Consider the following 9438-nt stretch of genomic DNA (forward strand, 5'->3'; position numbering starts at 1 on the left):
ATTTATATTAACTTCTTATGTTTATATTTTGGATTTAAAATACTTTCCCCATTAGTACTTAACATATATTCATGGTAATCTTGATAATTTCCTTCAAACCATGTAGCATTATTATCTTTATCATATGATATAATATGAGTGGCTATTCTATCTAAAAACCACCTGTCATGACTAATTACTAATACACAACCTGCAAAATCTAAAATAGCATCTTCAAGTGCTCTTAACGTATCAATATCTAAATCATTAGACGGCTCATCTAATAATATAACATTTGCTCCTTCTTTTAGTAATTTTGCCAAATGTACTCTGTTACGTTCTCCACCTGAAAGTTGTCCAACTTTTTTTTGTTGATCACCGCCTCTAAAATTAAAAGCTGCACAATAAGCTCTACTTTTAATTATTCTATTACCAAGTTGTAATTCATCTAAACCTTCTGAAATTTCTTCCCATATAGTCTTATTATCATCTAAATGATCCCTTGATTGATCAACATACCCTAATTTTACCGTTTGACCAATTTTAATAGCACCACTATCTGGCGTTATTTTACCTGTAATAATATTAAACAAAGTAGATTTACCTGCTCCATTCGGTCCAATAATTCCTACAATAGCTCCACGTGGAACTTTAAAACTAAAATCTGATAATAATATTTTACTATCAAATTTTTTAGCTATATGTTCTGCTTCAATAACAAGATCGCCTAAACGAGGTCCATTAGGTATAATTATTTGAGTAGGATCGATTTTTTGTTTCTGTTGTTTATTTAATAACTCTTGATATGCTGTAATACGTGCTTTATTTTTTGATTGTCTAGCTTTGGGAGTTTGACGAATCCATTCAAGTTCACGATTCAATTGTTTTTTTCTATCATCGTCTTCTTTACTTTCTAAAGCTAATTTTTTTTGCTTCTGTTCAAGCCAAGAACTATAATTTGATTCCCACGGTATACAATTTCCACGATCTATTTCTAATATCCATTCTGTAACATTATCTAAAAAATAACGATCATGGGTAATTACTATCACAGTACCTTCATAATGCTTTAAATAACCCTCAAGCCAAGAAACTGATTCTGCATCTAAATGATTTGTAGGTTCATCAAGTAACAACATATCAGGTTTCTCTAAAAGCAATTTACATAAAGCCACTCTTCTTTTTTCTCCACCGGAAATTTTTGTAATATCTGCTTCTTTTGGTGGGCAACGTAAAGCAAGCATTGCGATCTCTATTTCACGTTCTAGATTCCATCCATCACAATTGTCTATTTTTTCTTGCAATTCTGCTTGTTTATCAAAAAGCTTTTGCATTTCTTCATCAGTGATTTCAGCAGCAAATTTGTTATTTATATCGTTAAATTCGTCAACAAGTTTTTTCTTGTCATAAAGGCCTTCTATGATATTATCAAACACATTTTTACTAGCATCAAGATATGGTTCTTGAGGTAAATATCCTACTTTTATACCAATTTTAGCTGTTGCTTTACCTTCAAACTCTTTATCAATACCTGCCATTATTTTTAATAAAGTTGATTTACCTGCTCCATTTGGACCTATTATACCAATTTTAGCTTTTGGTAAAAATGATAAATTTATTTCTTTTAAAATTCGTTTACTATTTATAATTTTGCTTAAACCAACCATTGCATAAACATATTGATATGACATAAATTACTTATTTCCTTATATTATTATTTTACACTGATACATATATTTACTACTGCATTATATGAATTTATTGCTCTATGATCATATAATTCAAAATTAGACATTGTAATTTCTATCATTATTTTTCTAGTTTGGGTATTTATCTTAAAAAATAAAATACTGTATATATACTTTAATCTTAACAGTTTTTTTAATTTAATTTTAATAATATCAAGTCTAATGCTTCCAAATCTTTATAATGAAATATTAATTTTCCGCCTAATGGATAATTCTCTATTGTTATTTTTATGCCAAATTTTTCTGACAAAGCTTTTACTAATAATTCTAGATCATTATCGGTAGCGTTGTCCTTTAAAAAACGCTTTCCTACTTTGTTATTATTGTTAGGAGATTTTGTATACTCATTTTTATACCATTGTCTTACTAGTTCTTCTGTTTGACGTACATTTAAATTATTATTTATAATATGATCGGCTATTACTTCTGCATGTTCATGATTTATTAAACATCGAGCTTGTCCCATGCTTAATATATTCTCATTTACTTTATCTTGAATAGATTGTGGCAAATTATTAAGCCTCAACAAATTAGCTATATGACTACGACTTTTGCCAAGCCTTTCAGCTAATTTTTCTGTCGTATAATTAAAATTTTCTACTAAATATTTAAAGCCACGAGCTTCTTCCATAACTGTTAAATCAGTTCTTTGTATATTCTCAATTAACGCTATTTCCATACTCTCTCTAGCATCTAAATTTTTTATAATTACTGGTATCTCTAAAACTTTTGCTAATTTACACGCACGCCAGCGTCGCTCTCCTGCTATAATTTGGAAATTATTATCAACAATAATAGGCTGTAATAAACCATTATTCAATATCGAATCTGCTAATTCTTTTATTTTATCATATTCAAAGTTTTTTCTAGGCTGATTCTCATTTGGTCTTATTTTATCAATATTTATTATTTGTATTATTTCTGATTCTATAGAAATAACTTCTTCTCCAAGTAATGAAGATAACCCTCTGCCTAGTCCTTTATTTTTCGTCATATCTTTCTAAGATTTCTTTTGTAAGTTCTATATATGCAACTGCTCCCGAACATTTATAATCATATATAATAGCCGGTTTTCCGTATGAAGGAGCTTCAGATAATTTAATATTTCTTGGAATAACGGTTTTAAATACTAATTCTCCTAAGCATTTTCTAACATCATCTTCTACTTGCTCAGTTAAACGATTACGCTTATCATACATTGTAAATAATATACCTGCAATCTTTATCTTAGGATTTAATTTTTTCTCTACAATTTCAATTGTTTTTAGCAAGTGACTTAATCCTTCTAAAGAATAAAAATCACATTGCATTGGAATCAGCACTTCATCACTTGCAACTAAAGCATTTACCGTTAATAAACTTAATGAAGGAGGGCAATCAATAATTATATAATCATATAATATTTTTATTTCTTCCAATAGCTTCATTAAAATATATTCTCGGTCCTTTAATTTTGTTAAATCTAATTCAGCCGCAGATAGATTAGTGTTTGAAGTAATGATTGCTAAATTTGGTATATCTGTAGAAATTATTGCATCTTTCAATTCTATTAAATTTGTTAATACTTGGTATATAGTATTTTTGCGTTGTTGCTGACTAATTCCAAAACCAGTACTACTATTTCCTTGAGGATCAAGATCTATAACTAAAATTTTTTTATTTACCGCAGCAAAAGCTGTAGCTAAATTTACAGTAGTTGTAGTTTTAGCCACTCCTCCTTTTTGATTAACAATAGCAATTACTTTCATATAATTTCTGTTAAATTACTAACTTCTAGAATTTTCCCTTCTTCACAAGTAACACTTTGATGTATTAAATAATCAAATAACCACATCTCTTTAGCTTCTACTATTTCTGTTAAATAATTTTTGCCTTTTAATAATAAAAATTTTTCTTGTACTGAAATATTTTTTATACAATTAAATATTGTATTTAATTTAGAGAAAGCTCTACAAGTCAATATACTACAATCTATTTCTACTTTTTCTATTCTTTGATTTATTATTTGTATGTTATTATTTGATATCTTTGATGCTTGCTCTAAAAATATACATTTGCGTAAATCAGCTTCTATTAAACTTATTTTTGCTACCCCTGCTATAGATAATACTATACCGGGAAAACCGGCCCCACTTCCTATATCAACCAAGTGTATTTCTTTATTATCAATATATTGCATTAATTGTAATGAGTCTAATATATGACGTTGCCAAAAATTATGTATAGTATTATCTGATACAAGATTGATTGATTGATTCCATTTTTTAACTAACTTTTGAAAAATTTCTAATTTTTCAATTATTTCACGTGGAACTTCCATCACTATATTTAGTTTTTAAATAAATTATAATAGCCGTAATTGCTGCAGGTGTAATCCCTGGAATTCGACGTGCTAAACCAATAGTAGTAGGTTTATGGTAAGAAAGTTTTTCCTGTATCTCTAATGATATACTTGGTATTTTAAAATAGTCAATATTTTTAGGTATTAACTGTGCCTCTTCACTTTGAAATAAATTAATATCTGCGTGTTGTCTAGTTAAATATGAAGCATATTTTGCTTCAATATAGAGTAATTGCAAAATATTATTATTTTGCGTTTCTTTAAGCATAGGAAAAATTTTAATAGCTTGTTCAACATTAAAACTAGGTATTTTAAATAAGTCTAATACTGTTTTATATGTACCATCTTGTGCAACCTGTATATCCATTTTAGCAAGTTTACTAGTAGTTAAAGATAAGGTATTTAATAATGATTTTGTTTTTTCTATATCTTCATATTTTTGTGTAAATATTTTTTTACGTTTTTCTGATACAACACCAATGTTTATCCCTAATTCCGTTAAACGTAAATCAGCGTTATCTGCTCTTAAAGATAATCTATATTCTGAGCGAGAAGTAAATATACGATAAGGTTCTATAGTACCAAATGTTGTTAAATCGTCAATCATTACTCCAATATAACTGTTTGCTCTTGTTAACATAAACGGTGCTTGATCTTTTACTGCTAAAGCAGCATTTATACCGGCTATTATACCTTGCCCTGCGGCTTCTTCATATCCTGTAGTACCGTTAATTTGCCCAGCAAAATACAATCCAGCTATTTTTTTTGTCTCTAGCGTAACACTTATTTCACGTGGATCAACATAATCATATTCTATAGCATAACCTAGACGTAAAACCTTTACATTTTCTAATCCTGGTATTGTTTTGATTAATTTATGTTGTACATCTTCAGGCAAAGAAGTAGAAATACCGTTTGGATAAATCGTATAATCATCTAACCCCTCAGGTTCTAAAAATATACGATGTGCTGATTTTGTACTAAATCTGACTATTTTATCTTCAATAGAAGGACAATATCGCGGTCCTATTCCTTCTATCTGCCCTGAATACATTGCGGATTTATTAAGGTTCTCACGTATAATATCATGAGTTTCTGAGGTTGTTTTTGTAATAAAACAATTTATCTGAGGAATATTGACAACATTTGTTAATTCAGAAAAAGGACGAGGAGTTTTATCGCCGGGCTGTAAAGCTGTTTTACTATAATCAATAGTACGCCCGTCAATTCTTGGTGGTGTACCTGTTTTTAAACGGGCAACTTTAAATCCTACTTTTTTTAATGTATTTGATAACCCATACGAAGGCTCTTCATCTACTCTACCGGCAGGAATTTTTTTTTGTCCAATATGAATAAGACCTGATAGAAAAGTACCCGTAGTTAATATAATTTTTTGACAAGGAATTTTGCTATCGTTATTTAAAACAACCGCTTCAACTTTAGAAGATTTAATTTCTATATCTTCCACTTTCCCATATAGTATATCTAGATTAGGGTAATTTGTTAATATTTGATACATCGCTTTTTTATAAAGCTTTCGATCAGCTTGAGTTCTAGGTCCCCAAACTGCCGGTCCTCTAGTCTCATTCAGCATTTTATAATGTATACCTGCTTGATCTATAACATAACCCATTAATCCATCAAGGGCATCGATTTCTTTAACTAATGTACCTTTTGCAATTCCACCAATTGCTGGATTGCAAGACATTTCGCCTAAATTTCCCGGTTTTAACGTAATTAAGAGAGTAGAAGCTCCAAGACGTGCAGAAGCGGCTGCTGCCTCTACGCCTGCATGTCCACCGCCTATAACTATTACGTCATATTTTAACATTAATTATTCTATAATTTCAGATTTGTTAAAGAAAAATTCGATTTCTCTTTTCGCACTGTTTTCACTATCTGAACCATGAATACTATTAGCCTCAATTGATTCGCCTAAATCTTTTCTAATAGTTCCTGCTTCAGCTTCAGCAGGATTAGTTGCACCCATAATGGTACGGTTTAAAATTATAGCATCTTCCCCCTTAAGAACTTGAAGTACTACCGCTCCTGAAGTAATATATTCAACTAAGCTATTAAAAAACGGTCTTGCTCTATGTTCATCGTAAAAACACTCAGCTTCATATTTAGTTAAAAATTTCATTTTCTGAGCTACTATCTTTAAGCCTGCATTTTCTAAATAAGTATTAATTTGTCCTATTTTATTCCTCTTGATAACATCAGGCTTAATCATTGAAAAAGTATATTGTATTGTCATTTTGTAACCTTTATATAATGATTAAATTTATTTTTTAGCTGAACGATTCCATGTTAAAGCAAATAACCCTCCTCCTAAAAGAGCAGAAATACTGAAAAATATAAATACCCCATTCCAACCATAATTATCGCTAATCCATCCTACACCGATTCCTGCAATAGCCGCTCCTAAATAACCAAATAACCCTGATAATCCATTAGCCGTACCGACAGCTTGACGAGTACTGAAATCAGCAGCTGCTATACCTACAAGGAGCTGAGGTCCTGAAACAAAAAAGCCTATTAAAGACAGAATTATTATACTTAATAATTCACTTTGAATAGGAATTGTCCAAAACAAGACTAACAATAAGCTAAGCAATACCATACATATCACTCCAATGGGACCACGACGTCCTTGAAATAATTTATCCGATAAAAAGCCAGCTATCAACGCCCCAGGAATTCCTATCATTTCATATAAACCAATTTGTAAGCCTGCATTTGCAAGGCTTATATTACGTAAATCTTTTAAAAATGTTGGAGCCCAATAAATTACTCCGGAACGTATTATATAAACAAACATATTTGCTAAACAAACATACCATATTAGCCTATTGCAAAAGACCATTTTAAGTAATTGTGGAGTTAATAGCTTCTCATAATCTCCTATAGATTCAGGCGGATATTCTTTATATTCCTCTACGGTAGATAAACCTACTTCTTTTGGAGAATTACAAAGCCTATTATATAAAAAAAGCGATACTACACAAGCAACTGCACCGGGAACGAAAAAAGCAGCTCTCCAATCAAATTTATCGATTAAATAACCGCAGCTTATCATAGCAAGGGCACCACCTATTTGATTAGAGGTTGTACCCATAGCCCATTTAGTTCCAAGTTCTTTTGAAGCAAACCAGTGAGTAAGCATTTTTGTTGCAGGAGGCCACCCCATCGATTGAAACCAGTTACTGGCTATCCATAAAATTCCTATAAGCCATAAAGAATCTGAAAAACCTATTAGAATAGTAATGATTCCGACAACTAAAAGACCCAAAACCATAAATATCCGAGCATTAACTTTATCGCTAATAAACCCGTTACAAGCTTTACTAACTCCATACATAATAGATGAAGCAGTTAATATCCAACCAATTTGTGTTTTAGTAACCCCAAAATATTCTCTTATAGCAGGAGTTGCTATATTAAAATTCTGACGACAAAAATAAAAAGTCGCATAACCTATAATAATAGAATATAAAATCCTTACTCGCCAACTATTATATTTTTTTACATATGGCGATCTTGGAGTTTTAATTTTGGGTTTTGTATCTGTCATATTATAAACGCTCTGACTATAAAAAAAAAGCAAGTTTCAGAGTCGAGCAGCCTACTTTTGTTATAATATTAAATTTTAACACATTCTATTTTTCAGTTTTATTTACCAAAACTTGATACTCTTTATTTAAACCTTTAACAGCATATATCCATAATATTACTATTACAAAGAATATAGAAGCAAAATAAGGAGTTGCCTCTACAAAACCAAATGCAGGAAATAAAATAAAGAATGTAGATTGAATAATAGCACCGCCTGATTTACCGAATCTTCCTCCAATAACTTCAACAGCAGCTTGCCCTTTTACTCGTAAATCCTTATCAAGCGGAATATACGCCATGTTTTTAGTGGCATCAAATAAAGAATATTTTACACCTTTACTTAAAACATTTTGAATCATACCGATCATAACAGCAAGTGCTAAAGGACCTGAAGCAAGAATACCTGTTAAATGCATAGCAATAACACTATCAAAAAAGATAAATGCAAAAAATGCTGCACCGGTAATTAACATCATTAATGGAGTTATCATAGCTGCAGTTAGCCATGATACTTTTCTTAAAATATTACTACCTATAAGCATGAAAGCAATTGCAACCCAACCCTGATAAAATTGGAACTTACCCATATATATAGTATACACCTCTTTCGTCGGATACAATTCTTTTACTTTGGATTTCCAAACACCTTCAACTAAATTTACTGAAACACCGTAAGCAATAAGTAACAATGCAATATAACCTACATACTTAGAGGTAAAGATCATTTTAAAACTTTCTATTAATGACATTTTAGCTTTAGCTTTCTTTTCTTTTATTAATGCCGGATCATAAAGTCTAGGATCGGTTAGAACATTTTTATTCATCCATCTATATGTTAATATTACCAGAAAGCTACTTGTCATCATTATAACAAATAAAGGCACAAATTTTAGATGTTCTGCAACTATTTGAGTCTTTTCATGCAAGAAATATCCAATAATCACCGATGTTACAGGCAATGCTAAATTAGCAAGTAAACCAAACATTGAGTAAAAACGTTTAGCTTCATCGGTTTTAGTAATTTGGTTAGCAAACTGCCAAAATAATAAACTAAGCATCATTGTTCCCCAAAGTTCTGCCATAGTATAAAAAGATGCAAAGCTCCATTGACCAACTATTCTTATAAACCATTTAAAATTAGGGTAAGCTAAACTTAAAGATTCTATGGTTTCAGGATCAGGATGAACTAAATCAGGGTAGGGGTAAAGAACAAACGCAAATAACGCAAAATACCCCAAGAAAAATGAAGTAATAACGTAAAATACGTTTTCTTGCTTTAAAATATCGCAGAGCTTAACATAAATTACCATAGCGATTACGGCAGAAGGTAGTACTATATATGTTTTTAAGAAACTTATTGCTTCTGCCCCTATATCCGTTACTACAAACCCGTCTTTAATTGAACGAAGCGTTGAGTAGTTTAATAAAATACAGAACATCATAAACGCCATAGGAAGAAACTTCTTATTTTCATATCTTTCTATAGGCCAAATTACCTTTCTTAGTTCCGAGAGATAATTGTCACTTTTGGGAGCACTCATAAATTAAATTTTTCTATTTATTTTGAAGATAAACACTATACTAGAATATGTTAAAAAAGTCAAACCTATTGATTTTTTCTCAAAGGCAACTAAACAATTCTTAGCTATAAGCTGAGAGGTTATAAAGTGGAATCGATTAGAAATCGATCATCATTAATAGGCTCACCTTCTTGCTCATCAATATACTGCTGTATCATTTCATCAGTAATATTAC

The 9438-nt window shown here is 30.5% G+C and carries 8 protein-coding genes and 1 pseudogene; all 9 read right to left on the reverse strand.

What is annotated here, in order from left to right; genetic code table 11:
• Positions 1-2 precede the first annotated feature (2 nt).
• Positions 3-1670, reverse strand: coding sequence for an energy-dependent translational throttle protein EttA (ettA, locus tag ACKTSD_RS01590; RefSeq protein ID WP_412707698.1), 1668 nt, complete (start codon positions 1668-1670; stop codon positions 3-5).
• 190 nt (positions 1671-1860) lie between these two features.
• Positions 1861-2721, reverse strand: a complete 861-nt coding sequence (locus ACKTSD_RS01595; protein WP_412707699.1) for a ParB/RepB/Spo0J family partition protein — start codon at positions 2719-2721, stop codon at positions 1861-1863.
• On the reverse strand, positions 2708-3475 hold the full coding sequence (locus tag ACKTSD_RS01600; protein ID WP_412707700.1) for a ParA family protein: 768 nt from the start codon (positions 3473-3475) through the stop codon (positions 2708-2710). The genes ACKTSD_RS01595 and ACKTSD_RS01600 overlap by 14 nt, the downstream gene beginning before the upstream one ends.
• On the reverse strand, positions 3472-4047 hold the full coding sequence (gene rsmG / locus ACKTSD_RS01605; protein ID WP_412707708.1) for a 16S rRNA (guanine(527)-N(7))-methyltransferase RsmG: 576 nt from the start codon (positions 4045-4047) through the stop codon (positions 3472-3474). Before rsmG ends, ACKTSD_RS01600 begins: the two co-directional genes overlap by 4 nt.
• On the reverse strand, positions 4031-5899 hold the full coding sequence (mnmG, locus tag ACKTSD_RS01610; protein ID WP_412707701.1) for a tRNA uridine-5-carboxymethylaminomethyl(34) synthesis enzyme MnmG: 1869 nt from the start codon (positions 5897-5899) through the stop codon (positions 4031-4033). Before mnmG ends, rsmG begins: the two co-directional genes overlap by 17 nt.
• 3 nt (positions 5900-5902) lie before the next feature.
• The gene (gene ndk / locus ACKTSD_RS01615) at positions 5903-6325 is read right to left on the reverse strand and encodes a nucleoside-diphosphate kinase (protein ID WP_412707702.1); all 423 of its coding nucleotides are present in this window, start codon (positions 6323-6325) and stop codon (positions 5903-5905) included.
• 27 nt (positions 6326-6352) lie between these two features.
• On the reverse strand, positions 6353-7642 hold the full coding sequence (locus ACKTSD_RS01620) for an MFS transporter (RefSeq protein WP_412707703.1): 1290 nt from the start codon (positions 7640-7642) through the stop codon (positions 6353-6355).
• An 85-nt stretch (positions 7643-7727) separates the two neighbouring features.
• Complete coding sequence (tlc1, locus tag ACKTSD_RS01625) at positions 7728-9224, reverse strand: ATP/ADP exchange transporter Tlc1 (protein WP_412707704.1); 1497 nt, start codon at positions 9222-9224, stop codon at positions 7728-7730.
• Between the two features lie 119 nt (positions 9225-9343).
• A pseudogene (locus ACKTSD_RS07810) lies at positions 9344-9438 on the reverse strand (IS200/IS605 family transposase); the annotation flags it as partial.

Origin of the sequence: Candidatus Rickettsia kedanie (genome assembly GCF_045865205.1) — a bacterium.
Classification (GTDB): Bacteria; Pseudomonadota; Alphaproteobacteria; order Rickettsiales; family Rickettsiaceae; genus Rickettsia; species Rickettsia australis.

Coding starts and splice junctions, on each gene's coding strand:
- ettA (WP_412707698.1), bottom strand. CDS start 1,670: ATGTCATATCAATATGTTTATGCAATGGTTGGTTTAAGCAAAATTATA.
- mnmG (WP_412707701.1), bottom strand. CDS start 5,899: ATGTTAAAATATGACGTAATAGTTATAGGCGGTGGACATGCAGGCGTA.
- ACKTSD_RS01600 (WP_412707700.1), bottom strand. CDS start 3,475: ATGAAAGTAATTGCTATTGTTAATCAAAAAGGAGGAGTGGCTAAAACT.
- rsmG (WP_412707708.1), bottom strand. CDS start 4,047: ATGGAAGTTCCACGTGAAATAATTGAAAAATTAGAAATTTTTCAAAAG.
- ndk (WP_412707702.1), bottom strand. CDS start 6,325: ATGACAATACAATATACTTTTTCAATGATTAAGCCTGATGTTATCAAG.
- ACKTSD_RS01595 (WP_412707699.1), bottom strand. CDS start 2,721: ATGACGAAAAATAAAGGACTAGGCAGAGGGTTATCTTCATTACTTGGA.
- tlc1 (WP_412707704.1), bottom strand. CDS start 9,224: ATGAGTGCTCCCAAAAGTGACAATTATCTCTCGGAACTAAGAAAGGTA.
- ACKTSD_RS01620 (WP_412707703.1), bottom strand. CDS start 7,642: ATGACAGATACAAAACCCAAAATTAAAACTCCAAGATCGCCATATGTA.